At 39.4% G+C, this 24,392-nt stretch carries 21 protein-coding genes; 13 read left to right on the plus strand and 8 right to left on the minus strand.

All coding sequences use genetic code 11. From position 1 onward, the window contains the following. Nucleotides 1-43: 43 nt before the first annotated feature. The gene (gene porQ / locus QNI22_RS25125) at nt 44-1,090 is read right to left on the minus strand and encodes a type IX secretion system protein PorQ (protein WP_314514824.1); all 1,047 of its coding nucleotides are present in this window, start codon (nt 1,088-1,090) and stop codon (nt 44-46) included. Nucleotides 1,091-1,204: 114 nt separating this feature from the next. Continuing rightward, complete coding sequence (gene lon / locus QNI22_RS25130; RefSeq protein WP_314514828.1) at nt 1,205-3,718, minus strand: endopeptidase La; 2,514 nt, start codon at nt 3,716-3,718, stop codon at nt 1,205-1,207. Nucleotides 3,719-4,108: 390 nt separating this feature from the next. On the opposite strand from lon, the gene QNI22_RS25135 reads away from it, so the two are divergent. From QNI22_RS25135 to QNI22_RS25145, 3 genes are all read left to right on the plus strand, one after another. Then, nucleotides 4,109-6,076 (plus strand): OmpA family protein, encoded by a 1,968-nt coding sequence (locus QNI22_RS25135; RefSeq protein WP_314514829.1) that lies wholly within the window; start codon nt 4,109-4,111, stop codon nt 6,074-6,076. A gap of 477 nt (nt 6,077-6,553) precedes the next feature. Beyond that, entirely contained in the window at nt 6,554-8,188 is a 1,635-nt protein-coding gene (locus QNI22_RS25140; RefSeq protein WP_314514830.1) for a GAF domain-containing protein, read from the plus strand. Between the two features lie 38 nt (nt 8,189-8,226). Further along, nucleotides 8,227-9,453, plus strand: a complete 1,227-nt coding sequence (locus QNI22_RS25145) for a BaiN/RdsA family NAD(P)/FAD-dependent oxidoreductase (RefSeq protein ID WP_314514832.1) — start codon at nt 8,227-8,229, stop codon at nt 9,451-9,453. Nucleotides 9,454-9,463: 10 nt separating this feature from the next. Here the strand turns inward: QNI22_RS25145 and QNI22_RS25150 are convergent, their stop codons facing one another. The 4 genes from QNI22_RS25150 to QNI22_RS25165 form a co-directional block, all read right to left on the minus strand. Then, complete coding sequence (locus tag QNI22_RS25150) at nt 9,464-10,141, minus strand: hypothetical protein (protein WP_314514833.1); 678 nt, start codon at nt 10,139-10,141, stop codon at nt 9,464-9,466. Then, a complete protein-coding gene (locus QNI22_RS25155; protein WP_314514836.1) occupies nt 10,134-10,721 on the minus strand; it encodes a DUF4126 domain-containing protein in 588 nt (195 codons plus the stop codon). The genes QNI22_RS25150 and QNI22_RS25155 overlap by 8 nt, the downstream gene beginning before the upstream one ends. Before the next feature lie 78 nt (nt 10,722-10,799). After that, nucleotides 10,800-11,234, minus strand: a complete 435-nt coding sequence (locus tag QNI22_RS25160; protein WP_314514839.1) for a DUF2147 domain-containing protein — start codon at nt 11,232-11,234, stop codon at nt 10,800-10,802. Between the two features lie 96 nt (nt 11,235-11,330). Continuing rightward, on the minus strand, nt 11,331-11,648 hold the full coding sequence (locus tag QNI22_RS25165) for a rhodanese-like domain-containing protein (RefSeq protein WP_314514840.1): 318 nt from the start codon (nt 11,646-11,648) through the stop codon (nt 11,331-11,333). Nucleotides 11,649-11,905: 257 nt separating this feature from the next. Between QNI22_RS25165 and QNI22_RS25170 the strand changes: the two genes are divergently transcribed. The 4 genes from QNI22_RS25170 to QNI22_RS25185 all read left to right on the plus strand — a co-directional run bounded on the left by QNI22_RS25170 (nt 11,906) and on the right by QNI22_RS25185 (nt 15,557). Continuing rightward, on the plus strand, nt 11,906-12,325 hold the full coding sequence (locus tag QNI22_RS25170) for an OsmC family protein (protein ID WP_314514842.1): 420 nt from the start codon (nt 11,906-11,908) through the stop codon (nt 12,323-12,325). A gap of 75 nt (nt 12,326-12,400) precedes the next feature. Continuing rightward, entirely contained in the window at nt 12,401-13,576 is a 1,176-nt protein-coding gene (locus QNI22_RS25175; protein ID WP_314514843.1) for a trans-sulfuration enzyme family protein, read from the plus strand. Nucleotides 13,577-13,745: 169 nt separating this feature from the next. Further along, nucleotides 13,746-15,002 carry a threonine ammonia-lyase IlvA gene (gene ilvA, locus QNI22_RS25180; protein WP_314514845.1) on the plus strand — a complete coding sequence of 419 codons (1,257 nt, stop codon included), beginning with the start codon at nt 13,746-13,748 and terminating at the stop codon, nt 15,000-15,002. A 39-nt stretch (nt 15,003-15,041) separates the two neighbouring features. Continuing rightward, nucleotides 15,042-15,557 (plus strand): DUF6702 family protein, encoded by a 516-nt coding sequence (locus QNI22_RS25185; protein ID WP_314514847.1) that lies wholly within the window; start codon nt 15,042-15,044, stop codon nt 15,555-15,557. A 15-nt stretch (nt 15,558-15,572) separates the two neighbouring features. Here QNI22_RS25185 and QNI22_RS25190 read toward each other — a convergent pair whose 3' ends face one another. Next, a complete protein-coding gene (locus QNI22_RS25190) occupies nt 15,573-16,151 on the minus strand; it encodes a hypothetical protein (RefSeq protein WP_314514849.1) in 579 nt (192 codons plus the stop codon). Between the two features lie 115 nt (nt 16,152-16,266). Further along, entirely contained in the window at nt 16,267-16,755 is a 489-nt protein-coding gene (locus QNI22_RS25195) for a hypothetical protein (protein ID WP_314514851.1), read from the minus strand. Nucleotides 16,756-17,052: 297 nt separating this feature from the next. Between QNI22_RS25195 and QNI22_RS25200 the strand changes: the two genes are divergently transcribed. From QNI22_RS25200 to deoC, 6 genes are all read left to right on the plus strand, one after another. Next, entirely contained in the window at nt 17,053-18,306 is a 1,254-nt protein-coding gene (locus QNI22_RS25200) for a sulfite oxidase (RefSeq protein ID WP_314514853.1), read from the plus strand. 19 nt (nt 18,307-18,325) lie between these two features. Further along, entirely contained in the window at nt 18,326-18,739 is a 414-nt protein-coding gene (locus tag QNI22_RS25205) for a hypothetical protein (protein ID WP_314514855.1), read from the plus strand. A 44-nt stretch (nt 18,740-18,783) separates the two neighbouring features. Continuing rightward, complete coding sequence (gene rnr, locus QNI22_RS25210; RefSeq protein ID WP_314514857.1) at nt 18,784-21,024, plus strand: ribonuclease R; 2,241 nt, start codon at nt 18,784-18,786, stop codon at nt 21,022-21,024. 70 nt (nt 21,025-21,094) lie between these two features. After that, nucleotides 21,095-22,081: a hypothetical protein gene (locus QNI22_RS25215; RefSeq protein WP_314514859.1), complete on the plus strand. Its 987-nt coding sequence runs from the start codon at nt 21,095-21,097 to the stop codon at nt 22,079-22,081. A gap of 377 nt (nt 22,082-22,458) precedes the next feature. After that, nucleotides 22,459-23,175, plus strand: coding sequence for a GntR family transcriptional regulator (locus tag QNI22_RS25220; protein ID WP_314514860.1), 717 nt, complete (start codon nt 22,459-22,461; stop codon nt 23,173-23,175). 28 nt (nt 23,176-23,203) lie between these two features. Then, the gene (deoC, locus tag QNI22_RS25225; protein ID WP_314514862.1) at nt 23,204-23,968 is read left to right on the plus strand and encodes a deoxyribose-phosphate aldolase; all 765 of its coding nucleotides are present in this window, start codon (nt 23,204-23,206) and stop codon (nt 23,966-23,968) included. Nucleotides 23,969-24,392 lie beyond the last annotated feature (424 nt).

Below are 24,392 nucleotides of genomic sequence, written 5' to 3' on the forward strand. Positions count from 1 at the left end.
GACGAATAAGAATGTTTTTCATTGTATGGAGCATTTTAATTACCTACTTAACTTCCTTTCTCTTAATTAATCCACCGAGGTTGGCTGTTAAAGTAATGTAGCTAACTCCTCCTGCGGCCTGTTGATAAAACCGTGCATATCCTATATGTAATGGTTTTAGCTTCAGTTGAAAGCCAAACGAAAATCCGGCATTGAATGCACCATCAAACAACCGCATTTCCTGATGCACCAGATGGTTATATCCCAAGCGTATGTAAAAAGCTTTAGCAAGCACCAATTCTGTGCCTAGAGTGATATGCCGTGCCACTTTGTCAGCAAAGCTTATCTTCTTGGTAACAACATTTCCATTCGCATCCAGGGAAGTATTTAGTATTGGGTCGTTATAGGCAATATCCGGTTGATGCAGATGGTGGGCAGTGATAAAAAATCGAAAAGGCATAAATTCTGGTTTAAAGGTAGTGCCTATTTGTACATCAAACGGCATCACCTGCTGACTGGCTTCTGGAGTATATTTTTTTAGCGTAAGTCCGGCATTCTTTATAACCAGACCAATAGTCCAGTCTTTCTTGGGATGTTTCCATACTCCTCCCAAATCCATTGCAACTCCATAGCTACTGTAATTGGCAATTGCAGAGCCTGAAAATTTTACAGTAACCCCTAACGTATAGGCTCCTTCTGTATGCGCATGAGATAAGGAAACTGCATAGTCGCTGGCTTGAAAAGTACCTGTCACATTACCGGAAGCGTCAGTTTCTTCCATGGTGCCATAGTTCATGTAGTGTATTCCCACACCAAAACGTTTTCCCCGAAATTGATCTGCATAGGCTGATGAGAAAGCATGTATTTGCCCAAAAAAAGGGATATAGCTTACAGATAAATGCTTATCCATCTCTTTATTTAATAAGGCAGGATTGGAAAACTGGCGATTGACATCGAAGTCTGCATTGCTGATATTAATACCACCTGAAGAGGCTATTGTTGCATTGGAAGGTTGACTCAGAAATGCAAATCCGTTATGCCCTCCCAGAGATTGAGCTTTTCCAATACAGGCGTATAAAACCAGCAGAATACATCCATAAAATTTCACCATGAATAACACGAATAGTCTATTGAGCAAAAATAACAGTATTTTGATGTCTGGCGACTCAGAAATAAAAAAGGTTCAGATAATATATCTGAACCTGATATTCATAGCAAATCAGACCTAGACTGTAAGAACGTTCTGATTCTGATTTACAGTTTCTTTTTCTTTTATATCATGTACTGAGAGATCAATTGCATTGGCTACTTTCTCAGGCAATAAAGCATATTGTAGCACTTCATCTACCGTGTTTACATAATGTATCTTTAATCCTTCGATATATTTTGGGTTGATATCTTCAATATCTCTACGATTTTTCTCACTCATGATAATTTCTACAATACCTGCCCGTTTCGCTGCAAGAATCTTTTCCTTAATACCTCCTACAGGCAATACCCGTCCTCGCAGTGTGATTTCACCTGTCATGGCCAACTTGTCTTTCACTTTGCGTTGAGTGTATACAGAGGCTAGTGAGGTGAACATCGTGATTCCGGCAGAAGGGCCATCTTTAGGGACTGCACCTGCAGGAATGTGAATATGCAGATCAAACTGATCAAATATACGATAATCAAGTTGCAGTGTATCTGCATGAGCCCGTAAATAGGATAATGCAGCAGAAGCAGATTCTTTCATCACATCTCCCAATTGCCCTGACAGAGTCAAACGTCCGCGTCCACGGCTCAGGCTGGATTCTACAAACAAGATTTCTCCGCCTACCTGTGTCCAGGCCAGACCTGTTACTACACCTGCCACACTGTTATCCTGATAAATTTCTTTATCAAATATTTCTGCTCCTAAAGCCTTTGTAATAAAAGCAGACGAGATCTTTTTCTCATACGCTTCTTCCATTGCTACAGATTTTGCAACCTTACGCATTACGGTTCCGATCTGTCTTTCCAGTGAACGAACCCCTGATTCACGCGTATAGTCATCAATGATCTTGATAATAGCCTTGTCATCAAAGGTTACATCCTTGGGAGACAATCCATGTTCTTTGCGTTGCTTAGGAATCAGGTGTTTTTTGGCAATCTGTAGTTTTTCTTCCAGTGTATATCCTGTCAGTTCGATAATTTCCATTCTATCACGCAACGCAGGCTGAATAGTTTCCAATGAATTGGCGGTTGCAATGAATAATACTTTGGATAAATCGTATTCTACCTCCAGATAGTTATCCATAAATGTAGAATTCTGCTCAGGATCCAATACTTCCAGCAATGCAGAGGAAGGGTCTCCTCTGAAGTCAGAGCCTACTTTATCTATCTCATCAAGAATAAATACAGGATTATCTGATTTACCTTTGCGGATATTTTGAATCACTTTGCCAGGCATTGCTCCAACATAGGTCTTACGATGTCCACGAATTTCAGCCTCATCATGTACTCCTCCTAATGACATTCTGACATAGTGACGTCCAAGTGCCTTGGCAATAGAACGGCCTAAAGATGTCTTTCCAACCCCTGGAGGGCCATACAGACACAGAATTGGTCCGCGCAGACTCTGAGTTAGCTTCAATACTGCCAGATATTCAATAATACGATCTTTGATCTTATCCAGTCCATAGTGATCTGCATCCAGTATTTTACGGGCTTTGGCCAAATCGAAGCTATCCTTGGTATATTCAGACCAGGGAAGATCTACCAGCAGTTCTACATAGTTCATCGCAACCGGATACTCAGCTGCCTGTGGATTAATGCGGGTTATTTTATCCAGTTCCTTAGCAAAGTGTTTACCAACAGCTGCAGGCCATTTCTTTTTTAATCCCTTGGCTCTTAGTTCTTCAATTTCTTTTTCCGTACTGTCGTATCCAAGTTCATCCTGTAATACCTTTATCTGTTGACGGAGAAAATAGTCCCGTTGTTGTTGGTCAAGATCTGAATGTACTTTGCTTTGTATTTCATGTTTTAATTCCAGCAACTGAATATCTTTCTGCATAAACTGAAGAAGCAACTCAGCCCGTTGCATACCTTCACTTACCTCCAGAATCTTTTGCTTATCAGATACTTCGGCATCAAGATTAGAGGATAGAAAGTTAGTCAGAAAGCTAGGGCTTTCAATATTTTCAATGGCAATCTGTGCTTCTCTTGGAATTTCAGGTCGAAGGTTAAGAATCTTTCCTGCAGCCTCTTTCAATGACTTAACCATAGCCTTCACTTCCTTATTGGTAGTAGCAGGGAAATTATCAGGCAACAGATTGATCTTTGCAGTCAGATAAGGATCCTGTTGTATGGGTTCCACCATCTCAAAGCGCCGCTTACCTTGTATAATAATAGTTGTATTACCATCAGGTAATACAAGCATTTTGATTATATGTGCAACAGTACCTGTCTTGTATAAATCTTCATAGGTGGGTTCTTCCTTATTGGAATTAGATTGAGCCACAACACCTATTACCCGGGTGCCTTTATAAGCACGTTTCACCAGCCTGATAGATTTCTGCCTTCCCACTGTAATCGGGATCACTACTCCTGGAAATAAAACCGTATTTTTAACAGGAAGAATAGGAAGTTGTTCCGGAACCTTAAATTTCTCAAAATCTTCGTCTTCATCAGGAGATAATAGCGGAATCATCTCCACTGCATCATCATCTGCAATGTCGGCTACTATCAAATTTTCATAAGGATTATTATTATACCTCATTGAATACATTTACTGTTTTGAATGAAAAAATCCGGGATGAAAAAAATAAAAAATACTCTAACTTCTATAACATTATCTTTAATTACTTTAATCGTCCGGTCGCATTTTTGTCTGCGATTTTATATATGCCCAAAAACCTCGCCATTCTTACGAATATGGCATCAAAAAGAAACAACTGACATATTGACTGATTCACTTACCAGTTTCTTCATTTTTTTATCTAATATTACATTCGGAAAACTATGTGCCAGTTGATTACGATGTTGAGAACACCACTATTATGTAACAAACAATTATCTTTCGTGTTTTCTGCCCTAATAAATATTTTAACCAGCTATGCGAGGGAAGATTTATTTACTTAATTATATCGTTTGCATCCTATCGCTTTATATGGTGATACCTGCAATGTGTCAATACAAAAAGGTTGAAGGAGGTATCAGGCGACCACGTCATTCATCCACAGCTGAGCAACAGGCGGCTGCCATGGAAGCATTTCAATTTAAGGATTTGCGTCCGAACTTCCGCTATTATGATGCTAAAAAGTTGGACGAAATCGAAAAACTGGAGAGAGATAAAGAATGGGAAAAAGCATATCCCTTATTGAAAGAATATGTCCAGAACTTTGGAATGGATAATTTCTTGCGGGATATGTACCTTGTCTGGCGTTTGGGACGTATGTCTGAACAAGCAAAAGATATAGGTCAGGCTAAGTTTTTATACAGACTTGTATTAAAGCATCACCGAGGAGATATTAAAGTGCTTGAACAGCACTATGACTCACTTACCAGTACTGAGAAAGATTATTATGTCCCACTGGAATATTATTACGAACTGGTTGAGTTCCGCAAATCTGTAGATACTTTGCTGCCTCCTGTAGGTGTCCTGATAGACATGGGTATAGAGATTAATTCTCCTAAAGCCGACTATGGGCCTACATTAAGTCCGGATAATAAATTCATCTTTTTTACGTCAAAACGAAATACTAAGAAGATGGGAATCAGAAACGTAACAGTGCAAAATGAGGATATTTATTATGCGCGTAATGTTGATGGTTATTGGGAACCAGCTCAACCACTTGATAATATAAACACTGCTTACAATGAAGGCTCAGCTGTACTAACCAGAAATGGTAGAAAACTGTACTTCTGCCGTTGTGAGGCTCCGGGGGGTCTAGGAGATTGCGATATCTATATGGCAGAACTACAACCTGACAGCACCTGGGGTAAAATACAAAATCTGGGGCCTAGAGTAAACAGTCGTTCCTGGGATTCTCAACCTTCTTTATCCCGTTCTGAGGACACTCTTTATTTCGCCTCTGACAGATTAGGTGGATTTGGCGGATCTGATTTGTACTTCACCTATAGATTAAAGGGAGGAGCATGGGCACCTGCCCAAAATATGGGACCTACTATCAACACCCGCAGAAATGAAGTAAGTCCGTTTTATCACCCCAATCACAATGTTCTGTACTTTAGTTCTGAAGGTGGACATATCCCTAACTTTGGCAGCTTTGATATCTATAAAACCTATAATTCCAGAGGTATGTGGCAGGAACCGGTTAATGTAGGGCCCTTGGTAAATGGCAAAGGGAGTGAATACTATTTTACAATAGATATGGAGTCTAAGAATTTGTATTATGCACGTTCTGAGGAAACAGATATTCAGAATCTGGATCTTAATTCGTTTCCATTACCTATGGAAGCACAGCCTAAAGCGACTGTGCATCTTCAGGGAGCTGTAATAGACTCTATTTCCAAGAATCCATTTACAGGTATTGTATCGGTTATCGATTTAACCAAGAGTATAGAAATTGCCCCCAAATATCTGCGTCCCGATGGTAGCTATGATTTTGATCTGATTCAGGATCACGAATACCTGGTAATTGTAACAGGAGATGATTTTTTCCGGGTAGAACGACAGTTTAAACTGGTAGGAGACACCTCTATCTATATCGAAACTCCTGCCATTAGTTTGAAGAAATGGGCTTTTGCATCTCTGGAATTTGAAGCAGGAAGCGCCAAGATCATTCCTGAAATGTATAACGACCTGAATAAGCTGGTTAAGTTTATGGCCGATCATCCAAATTTCAGCTTGCGTATCTCCGGACATACAGACTCACAAGGAAAACAGTCCGATAACCTGAAACTATCACAGCGTCGAGCAGATTCGATTAAGAAATATATTGTAGACAAAGGGAAAATAGATCCTGGACGAATAGAAGCCATTGGCTATGGAAGTAGTCAGCCATTGATAGAAGAAAAGACTGAAGACGATCGAAGTATTAATAGAAGGGTTGAGTTTGAGATAAATAAAATGAAACCCAAAACGGATCAGATGGGTAACAGAAAGAGAGATTAAATGGGTTTATATTAGTAATTTTACGGAAGGGTAGATTTCACTACAGAGATCTACCTTTCGTTTTTATGGACTATACCAAGTGATATATATAAATAGTACCTCCCATTCCAGCTATTCAGCGACAAGAAGGAAAACCTGTCAAAATGAATAAGAAATTACATGTCACTAACAGGTAAAACCAACTAAGAAATATTCTAAGATATTCTTTCAGCACATGAGAGTAACTGACTCATATAGAGTGTTTTATTAATTAATTAGCAATTCTACAAGAAGATAAAGCTTTTTATCTAACAGCGAATTATACAAGTTGCTTAGTATTTTTTATTGGAAAAGTATACTAGTTGTATGAAAAGAGCGAAAAAGATACTTATAACTGATTTTCAGCAGATTAGAAAAATATTTGAGTTTGGGTTTTGTTTCTTTTGTATTCACTAATACTCCCATTCCTATTTTTCCAATCTGCTATTTATCAGGTACATGAATTTCACTCATATACTAAGAAAATTCAGTATACACACTACACAAGGTAGAGTTGTCACTTTGAGTGCCAGCTTTCTGACCGTTTTTGTTGTTTTTGCAGGTTTTGTCTATAGGCAAAACAAGAAGACAGAAGACGTTAGTCAGATGACTATTGAAGTGCGTTTGCCTGTTGCTTTAAGTGCAGCCAATGTACTCAGTAATATAGAAGCAGCGGCAACGGCTCAGCTTACATTTATCCTGACAAAAGATCAAAAGTATGTGGATCAGCGCCAGCAGATATGGAAAGATCGGATAAATCCTGAATTGGCGAAACTGGTACAATTAAAACCTGTACTTCCTACTGATGAACAACTTAAAGTAGATAGTATTTCTGCCTGGATAAAGGGATATCATACTACTCAGGAAGAGGAAAATTCTATTACATTGCAGCTTCAAAAGCTGGACATGACGGATTCAACAAGTATAGCTCTACAACAGATTGGTACAGCTCGTTTAGCCGTCCTGGTCCCTCAGATTAGTAATTATTATTCAAAAATAGAACGTGAACTGACTATTCTGAGCCAACACCAGCAGGAACAGCTAGGCAAAGAAGTAGCTGACATTCTCCAGAGTATCAATGCTACTAACTCTACCATTGCCAGCCTGTGTGCAATCATTGTAGTTCTGGCAATTATCATAGGCTATTATGCTTCTCAAAAAGCGAGCAGTGCTATTGAGCAGACTACCTACCAAATTCAGAGTCTTGCAAAGGGCGAGATTGCAGAAAGTATAGCAGAGGTGAAAGGAGATATGAATGTGATTGTGCAGGCAGGTAATCAGCTGAAAGACAATCTTAGAAATGCAGTTTCTTTTGCGTTGGCAGTTGGTGAAGGGAAATTTAATACATCTTTCACTCCTGTTAGTGAAAAAGATGCTCTTGGCAATGCTTTATTATTTATGCGGGATAAACTGCAGCTTGCAGCAGAGGAAGATAGGAAAAGAAACTGGACTACAGAAGGATTGGCCAAGTTTGCCGATATACTACGTAGTACAAATGATTTCAAAGAATTATCTACATTGATTATTTCTAATCTTGTTAAGTATATAAATGCCAATCAGGGAGGCTTATTTATTGTGCAGAAAGAGGATACCCAGGAGCCTGTACTGGAACTAGCTGCCTGCTATGCGTATAACCGGAAAAAATATCTTACCAAACAGATTTTGATTGGAGAGGGTTTGGTTGGACAATGTTACCAGGAAGGTGATTCTATCTATCTGACAGATCTTCCAAATGACTACATACATATTTCTTCTGGCCTTGGTACAGCACGTCCTACCTGTCTGCTTATTGTACCATTGAAAGTAAATGATGCTATAGAAGGAGTCATTGAACTAGCCTCTTTTCAGGAAATTACGTTGCATGAAAGAGCTTTTATTGAAAAGCTGGGAGAAAATATTGCGTCTACTTTATCTGCGGCCAAGCTAAATGCAAAAACACAAAAGCTATTGGAAGAAACAAAACAACAGGCAGAGATTATGCGTAGTCAGGAAGAAGAGATGCGTCAGAATATGGAAGAACTAATGGCGACCCAAGAAGAAATGGAACGCAGACAATGGAAAAACACTGATTATTACGCACAGAATGCTGAATAAAAAATAGTATCTTGGCAGGCTCAAAAAATTGCCTGTACGTGTCAAAAACTTTTGTAGTGATAGGAGGCGGTGCCGCTGGTTTTTTTTGTGCGATCAATGCTGCGCGCCTTAGCCCTGAACTTACTGTTGTTATTCTCGAAAAAACTCCCAAACTGCTTTCCAAAGTAAAAGTTTCGGGAGGAGGAAGATGTAATGTCACCCATAACTGTCAGTCAGTTAGTGATCTGTTGAAAAATTATCCGCGTGGCCAGAATTTTCTAAAAAAAGCATTCTCTCACTTTTCTACAATAGATACTGTTAACTGGTTTGATGAAAGAGAAGTATCATTGAAAGCAGAGGCAGATGGACGCATGTTTCCTGCCACAGATTCATCTCAGACTATTATTGACTGCTTTTTAGAGGAAGCCAGAAAGTATGAAGTGAAGATACATTCTCAATGGAATGTTCACTCCATTACAAAACTGGACACAGGATTTGAAATTACATCTGATAAAGGTCAGAAAATAGATGCTGACTTTACTTGTATTGCCTGTGGTGGGTTTCCAAAGAAAGAACAATTTGATTGGATTACTCAATTAGGACATAGTATTGAATCTCCTGTACCGTCACTTTTTACATTTAATATACCTAAAAATCCTATTACTGAATTAATGGGTATTTCTTTACCATTGGCAACAGTAAAAGTTGCAGGCTCCAAACTTGTAGAATCTGCGCCGTTACTGATTACACACTGGGGTATGAGTGGTCCTGCAGTATTACGCTTATCGTCCTGGGGTGCACGGGTTTTATCAGAGAAAGGGTATCAGTTTACAGGTCTTGTTCACTGGGTACCTGAAATGAATGAAGAAATGATTCGGGCAGAGATTCAGAAGATTCGTTTTTCTTCACCTACTCAGAAAATTCAGAATGCGACCCTTTTCCGATTACCCCAACGTCTCTGGCAGTTCTTAATTGACAGAGCAGGCATTACAGAAGATCTTCGCTGGACCGATTTACCATCCAAGGAACAAAACCGCTTAATCAAGGTACTAACAAATGATGAATATCCCGTAAATGGGAAAACTACGTTTAAAGAAGAGTTTGTAACCTGTGGAGGAGTAAAGTTGGCAGAGGTTGATCCGACAACTATGGAAAGCCGGATCATACCCAATTTATTTTTTGCCGGAGAGATTCTGGATATTGATGGTATTACGGGTGGATTTAATTTCCAACATGCATGGACAAGTGGCTGGCTGGCAGCGAAAACAGTTACCAACAGACTATAAATGGGTAAAGTTATTCTTCATCCCAATCATCCTTATCTTCATCACTTATGTATGACCAATCTATAGATAGAGTATCCAGTATCTGCTCAAATTCTTCTTCTTGTTGACAGGCCAGAAAGATTCCCTGCCACTGGCTTTCCGCATCCGTCATAATAAAAAATACCTGCTTGCCATCCCGTGTAAAAATTTGGTTATACCAGTGATTTTTACCTTTAATTTCATACCAGTTAGTAATATATTCTTTTACTAACCGGATTTCATTCTTATCTGGCTGCATAGTATTGGACGTATAAGGCAATCCGCCCATGACAGCCTGAAGGTATGCCATTGAGACAAAGAAGTTACTCAGGCTGGACGCGTCCAGTACCCATGTATTGCCATTGTCATAACTTCCATATACTGGAGGGTCATCCAGGGTCAGATCCGAACTGGCAATTGCCCAAAGTACTACTCCCTGATTCTCTTCATAGAAGATCATATAATCAGAATCAGACAAGTCCAGTTGTTCAGGAGACGCCAACTGGTTGAATACAGTATTGAGTTCACTATACAATCCCAATTGAGAATAATACTGTTTCAATACAAGTGGAAGGGAATGGGCTAAACGCTTTTCCGTTTGACTCAGAGTAAGATCATCATAGCCTTTCTTCTCAGACAGATTATATAAATTGTATATATCTTCAAACATTCTTAATTGATGTTTTGGCTAGTCGTCTGCTTTTGATTTTGCGAACAATAAAGCGAATGGAAATGATAAGGAGGATACTAACAACGATGGCTGTGATAACAGGGATGAAAATCGCTAGTAGCGATATCACTGCCGCCCCTCCTATCTCTCCTGTTGCTACAAGTGAGTTGCCTGCACCGCCAGTAACTGTAGTAGAGGCAATACGTAGTGCCGCTGTGCCTCCACTTATTAGTGTAGCTGTACCACCACCTGCTATAATAGCCAGTGTCCATTTGAGCAGAGGATCAATGTCTGTCACAAAGCTACTCATGACCAGAGTACCTGCAATGGTAGAAGCAGGTGTAGCAATTACATCCAGCAGATGATCAAACCATGGAATATAATAGCCCAGTATTTCGATAAGGGTTGCCGTACCAAAGAGTATGATAGCAGACAAGGTACCTATCCATGCAATGCCTTCCGGGAGGGTAAGCCAATGATTATATCCTGCAATGCCTGCAACAAAGAAAGGAACGAAGATTCGAAATCCCGTTGCAGCACTTAATCCAAAACCAAGTAAAACGCTTAATACCCATTCCATACTGAACATTTATTCTGATGAAAATGATGGGACTGATGTACTACATGAAGTATTCTCTTACCTGGATAATCCGAATACTTATTTTACCCGCTTCCAGACAACTGTTTTGCCAATTAGCGAAATGCCTACAAATCCCCGAACTTCTAATGTATCGGGATCTTTTAAAGTCATTTTACAGCTATAATCTTTTCCTTCTTCCGGATTGTAGATTCTACCATCTTCCCACACATTATCCTCATCATACGTAAAATCCCGTAAGTTTATCAATCCCAGTATAGGTTGAGTACGTTTTTTTTCATCCGGATTTTTTTTGTCTGCCTTAGGCTTGCCTTCTGTGTCATTAGGTTCTGCTAGCCAGACAATTTTTCCAAAATATTTGTCACCTTGTTTGTAAATCTGTACTCTTCCTTTTCCTGTAAACCATGTGCCGACTACAGCATCAGGTCCTTTCTGTGCATAGCACAATACAGATGTAAGAATACATGCAAATGTTAATACGAGGCTTTTTTTCATATGTCAATCTAGTAGACAAAGGAGATGTAATGCAGAAGTTATCAGTTACAAGCATTGGATAAAAATGCATTTATAACTGATAACTCTGTTCGTGATTTAATATTGTGGTACACTTGGGTCAATTTCTGCAGACCATGCCAGAATACCACCTTTCAGATTGTATAGATTATCAAATCCGTGTTGTTGTTCCAGGTATTGCACAATCCGTCCACTACGGGCACCGCTACGACAGTGTATAATCACTTTTTTATCCCGGCTGATTTTATCTACATTATCTGGGATTTGTCCTTGAGGAATCAATTCTCCACATATATTGGCAATGTCAAACTCATAAGGTTCACGAACATCTATCAGTTGGTAGTCTTCGCCCTTATCCTGTAGGTCTTTGAATTCGGTTACGGTAATCTCTTTCATAAAACAATTATCTTATTGAAAATAACACTATTTTTTATTCACAAATCCTTAGAGGATTAGTACAAATGTAGAAAGGAAATGTTGTGGAAAAAAGTTTCCGGATAAAAACCAATTTAGCCATACAGTTATATATTCAGGAACTTTTTACCAGGGTTTGTTATTGTTTTTTACATAGTTAGTGTTGTTTTGTAATTTAGAATACAGATTTGGTAAAACCTGATTCTAAAAACAAAAGTGATCTTATTTTATCTATACTCATGAAAATAGAACTGCAACGTAAAAATAAGGCTGTTCATCTGGAGGCTGTTAATGAAGATGGGGCTACTATCCAGATAGATGGCTCTCCTGCTGTAGGTGGTGAAAATAAAGGTTTTCGTCCTATGCAATTGCTTTTAGCTGGCCTTGGAGGATGCAGCACCATTGATATTGTAGGAATTTTGAAGAAACAACGTCAGGAACTGGAAGATATCCGTGTAACTGTAGATGGGGAACGTGAGCCTAATGTAGAGCCTTCTTTGTTTCAGGATATCCATGTACATTTTACGCTTACAGGTAATCTGGACGAAGACAAAGTACGTAAGGCAGTTGACTTGTCTATGGAAAAATATTGTTCTGTTGCCAAAACCTTGGAGAAAACAGCTCGTATTACTTATGATTTTAAGATTGTAAAGCAATAAATTCCCTGTTTTACTAAGTAAATATACTAGAGTTCATACTACATTTGCGTTTCTATAAAACGCACTCCGAAATACATGAAAAAAAAGAGCAGCCAGTTTGAAACCAATGCCGTTCGCGTACGTGCGGAACAGACTCCATTCCGGGAACATTCTACTCCCTTATTTTTAACGTCTAGTTTTACATTTGAAGATGCAGATCAGGCCAGCGCTTTGTTTGCAGATGAGATTCCCGGAAATATTTATACTCGTTTTTCAAATCCCAATACGAGTGAATTTATTGACAAACTATGTGCGTTAGAGGGTGCAGAGGATGGTATTGCTACGGCGACAGGGATGGCGGCTATGTTTACAAGTATGGCGGCCCTGGTAAGTAGCGGTGATCACATACTGGCTTCCCGTTCATTATTCGGATCTACACATCAGATTCTGACTCAGATCTTTCCTCGCTGGGGTATTACACATACCTATGCAGATATAGACAAGCCTGAAACCTGGGAAGGATTAATCCAGCCTAACACAAAGATGATCTTTGTTGAAACTCCTTCCAATCCTTCGCTGGATATGATTGATTTGGAATGGTTAGGTGCGCTGGCAAATAAACATGGCATTATTCTGAATGTAGATAACTGCTTTGCAACACCTTATTTACAGAATCCAATCAAGTATGGCGCCCATCTTGTAACACATTCCGCTACCAAATTTATGGAAGGTCAGGGACGTGTGCTGGCAGGTGCAATTGTAGGTAAAAAAGAGCTGATCAAAGAAATCCGTTTCTTTGCTCGTCATACTGGCCCCTCTCTATCACCTTTGAATGCCTGGACTCTTTCCAAAAGTCTGGAAACGCTGGCAGTTCGAATGGAACAACATTGCCGGAATGCGCTTCAGCTGGCAGAATGGCTGGAAAAACAACCTGACATTGAGAAAGTAATATACCCGTTTTTACCATCCTATCCACAATATGAGCTAGCAAAGAAACAAATGCGGCTAGGTGGACCTATGGTAAGTTTTATTGTAAAAGGTGGACTGGCAAAGGCGAAATCAGTACTAAACTCACTGAAGTTGGTTTCATTCAGCTCCAATCTGGGTGATACACGTAGTATTGCTACCAGTCCAGCTATCACTACTCATTCCAAATTAAAGCCCGAAGAACGTGCCGCTGTTGGTATTGATGACGGTCTGATTCGAATTTCCGTAGGTCTGGAACATATTTCAGACATTATTGGAGATATCGAGCAGGCGTTACATAGCTGACATGACCAGATAAATGATTTTCTGACATTTGCTATATAAACCTCTGCAAGAGTTGTACCTTTGCAGAGGTTTTTCTTTTTGCTAGTATAACTTTGATACTCAAAGGTTAGCTTCTTAAAAAACAGTTGAATAAAACCCTTCATTTTGCATTACGAATTCTGAAATTCCTATGATTGCCCCTCCTACAGATGCACTGACGATAGACGTTGAGAAAGCCTACAGTGTACTTAAAGATGTAGTGGTACGGACACCACTACAATATGATGCTCGCCTGTCAAAGAAATATGGCGCTGAGATTTATTTCAAACGAGAAGACTTGCAGGCAGTTAGATCCTATAAGATTCGTGGGGCATACTATAATATTTATAATCTTACAGAAGAACAGCGCGCAAAGGGCGTAGTTTGTGCCAGTGCTGGTAACCACGCTCAGGGATTTGCATCTGCCTGTAGCCAGATGAAAATCAAAGGCATTGTTTTCATGCCCCAGGTTACGCCTCGTCAGAAAATTGAACGTGTACGTCAATTTGGAGAAGACTGGGTTCGTATTGAACTAGTTGGAAATACTTATGATGAGGCTGCACATGCTGCCAGTCTATATTGTACAGAGAGGGAGATGACATACGTACATGCCTTTGATAACCTCAATACTATTGCCGGACAAGGCACTGTAGCTTACGAAATTCTGGAGGATATGCCAGATGTAGATATGGTAATATGTCCTGTAGGAGGTGGTGGACTGGCTGCTGGTGTTTCGTATTACATGAAGTCAAAACAACCTTCTATTCAGATTGTAGGTGTAGATCCACAAGGAGCACCTAAAATGGTAGAAGCATTAAAAGCAGGCTATCCTAAAATACTGGATAAGATAGATAACTTTATGGATGGGGTAGCTGTAAAAAAAGCAGGCAACCTGACGTTTGAATTTGTTCGTAGATATGTAGATAAAGTGATTGCTTCACCAGAAGGAAAAACCTGTACGGTGATGATAGAATTATATCAGAATGAAGGACTTATTACAGAACCTGCCGGAGCAGTTTCGGTAGCAGCCCTTGAACAGCTTCAGGAAGATATTGCTGGCAAGAAAGTTGTATGTATCATCAGTGGTGGCAACAATGATATTGCCCGCTATGCGGAAGTAATAGATCGTAGTATGATTTATGAGGGATTAAAACATTACTTTATTGTGGAATTTCCTCAGAAGCCAGGTCAACTACTTCGATTCCTGCAACAGGTGTTAGGACCAACAGATGATATTGTTCGGTTTGAATACCTGAAAAGTACGAATCGTGAATATGGTCCTGCATTGGTAGGAATTGAACTTACCAATAAAGATGATCTGACGGCATTGCTACAAAGAATGCAGGATCTGAACATCACCTACAAAAATGTGATGCAGGATGATGTACTGCGTAAATATTTAATGTAGTAAATAAATAATAGGCTATTGTGTATTCTTTTTTATTATATGAATAACTCTTTGGGAAAGCGCCGTTTTCTTCTAACTTTTGTTCTTGTCTTTTCAATTTTCATTCTTTCTTCATTTAGAAAACATGAATTTCACTCCAGTTTGGCAGAAATCCATTATAATCCTGCTACAAAATCGCTGGAAGTAAGTTTGCGTGTATTCTCTGATGATCTGGAAACCGCACTTTCCAAGGAAAATAAACGTACACTGAAAGTAGAGGACAATGCGACAATAGATCCATTTATCAAGCAGTATTTGTCAAGACATTTTGTGCTGGCAGATACAAAAAATGCAAAGAAATCTATTAACTGGGTAGGCAAAGAAATTACAGTAGATGTTACCTGGCTTTACTTCGAGATTCCTGTTACAGAAGAACTAAATGGGTTAAAAATAAATAATACACTGTTATTTGAATCGTTTGATGATCAGGTAAATATTGTGAATGTAATTTATAAGAGTCAAAAAAAAACCTATTTGTTTAAGTCAGATCAGACAACACAGACTATAGAACTTTAAAAAAGAAAAACCGCTCTACAGCGGTTTTTCTTTTATTGGTTTTTTATATTGAGGTTTCCCTTTTCGGTAAGGGTCTTTTTGATCAGATTCCTTGTCAGTTTGTTGGGTAGGTACTGTATTACGACCTTTTGTTACTGCCTCACCCTTCTGTGAAGGAGCTGAAGCATTCTGCATATTGGCTTTTGAAGGATCACGTCTCATAGTATCTAGCCCAATTCCTCCATTCGAACTGCGGTTATACTCTGTACTTGGATCAGGACGGCTTGGCTCTGCAGTGGTCGAATTAGGTGTATTAGGGTTTATACTGGTAGGATCTGGCTTTGCCTCCTCTTTTCTATCTCCTGGCGTTTTTTCATGAGGTGTAGTTGAACCTGTTCCTCTGCTGGTATCTATAGTCTGATCTTTATCATTCTTATTCCCAATTGCTCTATCCTCATTCCGATTGACATCCTGGTTGTTTGTGCTCTGATTCTTATTTGAAGACTGACTGGTAGATTTGGGTTTATTCTGTTGTTCATTGGTCTTACTATTTTGCTGAGCCATTCCAGCAAACGAAAGTAGTCCCATACCAAATATCATTAATATCGTTTTCATAGTGGTACATTTATAGTAAAATAATGCGGATAATCAAGAGCCTATCTTGCTTATCTGACCTGAATAGATCAAAAGAGCAGAGATATAAATCTCTGCTCTTTTGATATGTTATTGCTTATCTAAGAGAATCCTTCCGGGAAGAATTGTTCATTGATTTTTTCTTTACTGTTGTACTTTTTTGAGTGGTAGTAGTACTTCGTTTGGTTTGATTCTGAGAAGGAACTCTACCACTTGAATCTGCTCCCTGGATTTTGTTGCCATTTCCAGAAGGGACGGTTTGTTGCGGTTGCTGACCAGGTGTTTGACTAGGTACGCTCTGAGGTACTGTCTGGCTTGGCATAGTCTGTTCTGGTATACCCTGACTTTGGCTAGGTACTCCCGTATTAGGCACGCCTTGTGATTGACCCGGTACTGTGGTACTTGGTGTTGTTCTGCCTGGTGTACTTGGAACTGGCGTAGGTAATGGTGTACCTGGAGTAGGTGTACTAGGTACATTTGGATTTTGATATACTGTATCTCTTTTGTTTCCTGACGCAGGCGATTGCTGAGCAAATACACCATACGATACTAGCAGGATAGCGGCACTTAACATTAGCTTTTTCATATAACTTGTATGTTAAATTAAGTTTTGATAATTGTAACTTTGTTATTTTCAGAACTTTCGTCTTCATTCCGACAACCAAAGAAGATAAAATAACATACCAATACGCAAAAAAGTGTATAAACGAAGAAAAGCTGGATACAGTGAAGCAACTTCTCCACAGTTGGGTAATAAAAGAAATAGATAGATGCATCAAATGGGTAAGACTTGGAAAGATTTGGCTTGTTTTTTCTTTTTATCTACATTTATAAGCAATAAAACATGTTTTTAACCTGACTTTTTAGATAAATACACAATACTATGGCAGGTCCATTTGATAATAAACCGCTATGGGATCGCAGAGGATTCTTACGAAAAAGCCTGGTAGGAGCATTCAGTGCTACATTAGGTACCCAAATCGTTTTTGCTGAAAATATGCCCCGCTGGCATACACCATTAGCCTTACAGGCGGATAATCCGTTAAGCTTACCTGCTGGCAAACACAAGGATTTAATCATTCTGAACGATCGTCCCTGGAATGTTGAAACTCCGCCACACTTGCTGGATGATGAGATAACTCCTGTAGATAAGATGTTTATACGTAATAATGGGAATACACCTGAAAGTATAGATCTGAAAAACTGGACTTTGACAATTGATGGTGAGTCTGTCAAAAAGCAAACAATTTTTAAGCTTAGCGAACTAAAAAAGAAATTCAAACCTTATACGTATCGGTTAGTATTGGAATGTGGCGGTAATGGACGTTCGGGATACTATCCAATAACTTCAGGTAATCAATGGCACGAAGGAGGCGTTAGTTGCGCCGAATGGACGGGTGTGCGTCTGCGGGATGTGCTGGAAAGTGTAGGAATTAAAGATGATGCCATATATATTGGCTATTATGGAAAAGATGTCCATCTAAGTGGAGATAGTTCCAAACCTGTTATCTCTCGTGGAGTTCCTATCAGGAAAGCATTGGAGGAAGAGACGCTACTTGCATGGGCTCTAAACGGACAAGATATCCCACTGATTCATGGCTATCCTTTGCGATTGGTAATTGGTGGCTGGCCTGCATCTGTTTCTGGAAAATGGCTTTCCCGGATCTCTATACGCAATAAAGAGCATGATGGCCCAAAAATGGAAGGCCATTCCTATCGTGTGCCTGCTCATCCGATAGAGCCAGGAAGTAAAGTACCTGACAGCGAGCTGAAGATTATTGAATCTATGCCAGTAAAGTCAGTCATTACTTATCCTAAGTCAGGAGCTATTGTTCCGGAGGGCAAACCACTTGAGTTGCGTGGGCATGCCTGGGCAGGAGATCTGGAGGTGGCTGCAATGCAGGTCTCTATAGATTATGGTGCTACATGGATAACCTGTAATCTGAGAAAACCTCATAACCGACTGGCCTGGCAGCAGTGGTCTGTCACTATTCCCTTTCCAAAGAAAGGATACTATGAAGTATGGGCAAAAGCAACGGATTCAAAAGGTGTAGCACAGCCTATGGTTATTCCGGCATGGAATCCTGGTGGGTACCTGAACAATGCCTGTCATCGTATTGCTGTAAAAGTAGAATAATCCTTGAGTCAATTACACTATGCAATCTATAAAGGCTCAGACACTATTTTTAATTGGAATTGCAGGAGCACTTCTGATGATGACAACGATGGAATTTCGGGGGAAAGCAGAAAGGAATGGTTTAACCACTGTACAGGATTCTATTCCTAAGCTTGATTCTACAACCGGATTAAAAATAGCTCCGGGATTTGATATGGTCCGGGCACAATGTACTGCCTGTCACTCTTCAAGACTAATCCTTCAGTATCGTGCTACACGTGAAGGATGGAAAGAACGTATCCGCTGGATGCAACAAAAACAAAATCTATGGGATCTGGGGGAAAATGAACCCATAATACTGGACTACTTAGCCAAAAATTATGGTCCGGAGAAGAAAGAGGTTCGTAGAGAACCATTGCAACCTATAGAATGGTATAAACTTAATTCAAAATGATAGAGAAGATACATTCTCTTTGCATTTTTTAAACTTGAAAAGATTTGAGAACGAAAAAAGAAACTAAAAAATCTGCAGGAAAAGATAGAGCAATTAATCTTAAAGAGCAGATTCTGTCTGTACTAAGACAAAACAGAAGCCAGGCATTCACAGCTAAACAGCTGGCTAAAAAACTGCAACTTAAAGGAGAGCGGTATGAAAAGTCTCTGCGGGACATGCTGGATTTTCTGATTGAGACAGATGAAATATCCATGCTGTCTAATGGCACTTACCGCTATAATACGAAAACGCAAACCAAGACAGGAGTAGTAGATTGGGTAAGTCCACATTACGCCTTTATTGTAGTAGGAAATGATGAGAAAGATATATGGGTACACAGCAGTAATCTGAACGGAGCACTGGATGGGGATACAGTAAATGTAGTAGTATACATGCATCGTGCAGGTAGCAAGCCTGAAGGGGAAGTATCGGAGATTCTGCAAAGGAAAAAGGATGAATATGTAGGAATCATTGAGATTACCAAGCGACACGCTTTTGTAATTCCTGATAATCGGAAGATGTATGCCGATATATACATACCACTGGACTCGATTGGAAATGCAAAAGACAGAGAAAAAGTGCTGGTCAAAATTACCCACTGGGGAGATGCAGAACAAGGTCCACAAGGAAAGGTAACTGAGGTGTTGGGTAAAGCTGGGGAACACGAAACTGAGATGCATTCCATCATGGCGGAGTTTGGCTTGCCATTCCGCTTTCCAGAAGAAGTTGAAGCCGAAGCAAAAGCAATTCGTAATGATATCGAATCCGAAGTAGCGAAACGTCGCGACTTCCGGGATATTGTTACCTTTACCATAGACCCTGAAGACGCAAAGGACTTTGATGATGCTTTGTCTATCCGAAAGCTGGAAAACGGACACTGGGAAATTGGCGTTCATATTGCGGACGTAACCCATTATGTCACTCCAGGGACTTCTCTGGAACGGGAAGCCTTTGCCAGAGCTACCTCTGTATATCTGGTTGATCGTACGATTCCAATGCTTCCCGAACGATTGTCCAACGACTTATGCTCGCTACGTCCCAACGAAGATAAGCTCACTTTCTCATCTGTGTTTGAGATGGATGAGACTGGAAAAATCTATAATGAATGGTTTGGCCGAACCATCATTCATTCCAATCGTCGGTTTACGTATGAAGAAGTACAACGGATTCTGGAAGGTGAAAGTGGCGATTTTGCAGAGGATCTGAGACTACTGAATGACATTGCCAAACAGATGAAAGAAGACCGTTTCAAAAACGGAGCTATGAGTTTTGAAACGATAGAGGTGAAATTTAAACTGGATGAAAAAGGAGTTCCTTTAGCCGTGTATCCAAAAATTCGGAAAGATGCCCATAAGCTGATTGAAGAATTTATGCTACTTGCCAATAAAAAAGTTGCCGAATGGGTATATAAGTACAAAAAAGGTAAGGAAAAGAATACAATGGTGTATCGTATTCACGAATCTCCGGATAATGAAAAAGTAAAACTTTTTGCTTCTTTCATACGCCGGTTTGGATATAAGATACAGACAGAGTCAGGCAAGATTGCAGATTCTATGAATCAGTTGATTGAAGATCTGGAAGGTAAGCCAGAACAATTTACACTGCAAAACCTGGCGATACGAACTATGGCAAAGGCCCGCTATAGTACAGAACCGCTGGGCCATTTCGGACTGGCCTTTGCACATTATACACACTTTACATCACCAATCAGGCGATATCCGGATATGATGGCGCATCGGTTATTGCAACTGTATCTAAACGCTGGAAAGGCACCTGACCGTAATGTATATGAAGATCAGTGTAAGCACTCTTCTGAACGGGAGAAAGTTGCTTCTGATGCAGAGCGGGCCTCAATCAAATACAAACAGGTTGAGTTTATGAAAAATGCTGAACAGAAAGACTATGAAGGGTTAGTGACAGGTGTAACTGAATTTGGCGTTTTTGTAGAGATGATTGAAACCCGTTGTGAAGGAATGGTGCGTATCAGTGATCTGACAGATGATTATTACGAGCATGATCCGGAAAATTATCGTATCATAGGCCGTAAAACCAAACGCATTATTACTTTCGGAGATAAGGTAACTGTAAGAGTAAAGGCTACCAATCTCGAACGCCGAAGCATTGATCTGACACTGGTAAACTTTCCGGATGGAAAACCTCTTAAAGAAACTTCTAAAGATAAAGGAAGGGACAACTCAAAAAGCAGAGGAGGTAAAAAGAAAGGAAGTAAATCAAAGTATTTTTAATGAATAGAACAGGATTGGAGAAAGATATAATTTCCAGTCCTGTTTTTGTATAATCGCTTTTCTCAATTATATGGGTGGTAATCTTTTTAAACTTGGCCGGCTCCCTAAGTCTGACTATCAGAAAGTAGAAACTACACTAAAACCTTTTCTGGATAAAACTTTCGGATCGTTGTATCGGATTCCCCGATATTATGCTTCCAAACCCGATTTTGGAGACCTTGATATTATAGTTTCATCCAATGCCTTTGAGGGTAACTGGGAAAAAGTGAAAGCAAATATCATTGTAGAGCTACAGTTGAAAGAGTTTAAATCAGTAGGGCATGTGTTTTCAACTAACTTTATGAACTTCCAGGTAGATTATTTTACTGTGGGTCATCAATACTTTGAAAGCACATATAACTTTATGTGTTTTAATGATCTGGGTAATATACTTGGTAAAATGTTCCGCCGCTTTAACCTGAAATATGGAGAGGAAGGTTTACTCTATGTGTATCGTCGTGATGATGGGCACTACAAGAAGGACTTACCTGTATCTCAAAATATGGAAAAGATAATAGGTTTTCTTGGATTGTCTTATGAGCAATGGGTCAAAGGATTTGATACGTTAGATGACATGTTTAGTTGGGCCATACAATCCCCTTATTTTTCTGTAAAGCCATTTGTTGAACCTTCGAAGGTAACAGAGCAACGTATCGAAACCCGAACTACTATACAACGTTTTGTACAGTGGCTGGAAGAACATCAGATAACAAAAACTTATGAATACCTGGAAGATCGGGATCAGTATCTACCTATGATCAATGCCTACTTTCCAGAAAGTCAATTAGATGAGCAAATCAAAAGAGAACAGATTCGGGAAGAAGAGACAAAGATTATGAATGAGAAATTTAATGGAAATGTGGTAATGGAGCTAACAGGCTTGTCAGGTAAAGAACTGGGAGCTTTTATTGTTCGTTTTAAAAGTCAGTTCAGCAATTTTGAAGCTTTTCTGTTACAGACAGATAAAAGTATGGTCCAAAACCGGATTGTTGAATTGTGGAAGACACCTGAATCGTAATCAGTATTCCGATATTTCTTCATTTTGACCAGAGTACCAGTTATTGACAATAATGCCCGGAACTCTGGTCGTTGACAGATTTTACCTAAACTCCGGTCATCTGTGAAAATGAACAGAGTTTAGGTCAAACCTAAAATTGACCATTATTCGAATATTTCTCGAAAGTGATCGGTATTACGGTCGGTTTTTTATTTCTCAATAATTTTTTTTGATCAGGCAATTAAAAAGATTTGAACTGAAAACGGTTCAGATCTGCATCATATCAAATTGCACAATATTTTATTGGACTAACTTGGTTGGCACAAAAATAAAAAACACACAACAACTTGTATAGACAAGTAAGAAGTATTACCTTGCTTGTCTATACAAGTTGTTCTATGTCTATTCCTCACTACAAGCAACTGCACCAGTTGTTAAAACAGCAGATTCTGACTGGTACTTTTCAGGAAGGAGCCCTTTTACCTTCAGAAAACGAGTTGTGCGCTACACATCATATCACACGTGCAACGGTCAGGCAGGCTTTGGACGAACTGGTGAAAGAGAAACTAATCTATAAACACAGAGGCAAGGGAAGTGTAGTAAGCCCACGACGAAAGAGTTTAGGTCTGCTATCATTTAAAGGATTTTCAGAGGTAGTAGGAGCCTCACATACTCCTGTAAATACAGAGATATTGCATAAGCCTACTATACAACCCTGGCCAGAAGATTTCTTTTATCCTTTATCAGAGCGGGAGATTGAAGTAGGCTGTATCTATTTGGAAAGGCTCCGATTTGCTGATAACCATCCGGTGATGCTCGAATATACCTATATCCCTACTATTGACCTCTCTGGTTTTCTGGAATATAATTTAGGTAAAGATTCTTTGTTTGAAACACTGCATGTGCATTACAATCTGGATATTATAAACGTTGAACAGGATATAAGGGCAATTGTGGCAGATAAAAATACTACTGATCAATTAGGTCTTATGACTGGAGCGCCTGTTTTACATATTTATCGACGTTATGGTACAAATCGTACCGATTTCTATATATATAGTTCCTTATACTGTAACACTACTCACTATGCATTGAGTAATAGTTTTGATTCATAGATAATTATTATTAACCAATTTACTTGTTATGGATAAAATCACTGAACTCGCTAAAATGATAGATCATTCACTGTTGCATCCGACTATGACAGACGAGGATCTGAAAAAAGGATGTGAACTAGCCAAAGCCTATCATACGGCTTCTGTTTGCATTAAACCTTATGCTGTAAAGCAGGCAGCGGCCTGGCTTGCAGGATCAGATGTGCTGGTTTGCACGGTTATTGGCTTTCCTCATGGCAACAGTACAACAGAAATAAAGGTGGCAGAGACAGAAAAAGCCTGTCTGGATGGAGCAACTGAAATTGATATGGTTGTTAATATTGGTAAGGTACTAAGCCATGACTGGGCATATATATCAACTGAAATCAAACAGATTCATGATACCTGTCATACCCATAATGCAATCCTGAAAGTGATATTTGAGAATGACTTTCTTCCTGATGATTCTTATAAGATTAAATTATGTGAAATATGTAGTGAAATCGGAGTTGAGTTCATCAAAACATCAACCGGATATGGCTATGTAAAACAGGCAGATGGTAGTTATAATTATAAGGGAGCAACCGAACATGATCTGAAACTGATGCGTGAACATGCATCTTCTCAGGTACAGGTAAAAGCTGCTGGTGGCATACGTACATTGGATGAATTACTAAAAGCCAAAGAACTGGGCGTAACCCGTATAGGAGCTACGGCTACAGTTGCTATGCTAGAGGAAGCAAAGAAACGTTGGGGTATACAAACCGATGAATCTGTTAGTACATCTTTTGCCGGTGATACAAAGGGATACTAATACAATTTGTTTATCAGGTATTGAAAGCAGAGTCAAAAACTCTGCTTTATGTTTTTGTTGTCTCTTAGAGGTTGTCTAACTTATCTTTAATGATTGCAAAGGATCTTTTAGGCTGTACTTTCGCTTATGTTTCAGTGACTAACCGCTGGCTATATTTCGATTGGTTTATAGGTAACTAACCTGGTTCGCTCTAAAATCTGCTCTTTTCGTTACTTTAAAAACAATTTAGACAACCTCTTAAACGAGTTGACCTATTGAAATCGGAAAACAAACAAGGCTTTATTAACACCACACTAACACCACGTTCAATTTAGATACAGTGGACACTGCATCATCAGTTTTCCTTCCTCAGAAACAGATGATTCTTTCTCTATTCCATGAGAGACCCTCCTGAACTTTACATATATCCTTCTAAATAAAAAAG

Origin of the sequence: Xanthocytophaga agilis (assembly GCF_030068605.1) — a bacterium.
Taxonomy (GTDB): Bacteria; Bacteroidota; Bacteroidia; order Cytophagales; family 172606-1; genus Xanthocytophaga; species Xanthocytophaga agilis.